1 protein-coding gene is annotated in these 228 nt (G+C 49.6%); it reads right to left on the bottom strand.

Translation table 11 applies throughout. The features are described from left to right. On the bottom strand, positions 1–228 hold a 228-nt coding region (locus tag H3S88_RS13645; RefSeq protein WP_198237289.1), incomplete at both ends, for a type VI secretion system Vgr family protein.

Raw genomic sequence — 228 nt, forward strand, 5'->3', positions numbered from 1 at the left:
GCTGGGTAATGGCACCTTGCATATCAAGTTGTTTACCCTGTGCCTTAGGCTCGGTCTGACTGGTCAGGTATAAACCTTTATTGGCGGCAATCGCCCCCCACTCATCGGTGCGCAGTTCAAATCCCTCTCCACGCTGCTCTTTGTTTTGGTCAACTAAATGCCCGATGTTAAGCTGGGTTTTACCGTATTCGGTCGCTAACTTAATGTGCTCTTGTCCGCGCTTATCAT

The sequence above is a fragment of the Gilliamella sp. B14448G11 genome (assembly GCF_016101765.1).
Taxonomy (GTDB): Bacteria; Pseudomonadota; Gammaproteobacteria; order Enterobacterales; family Orbaceae; genus Gilliamella; species Gilliamella apicola_N.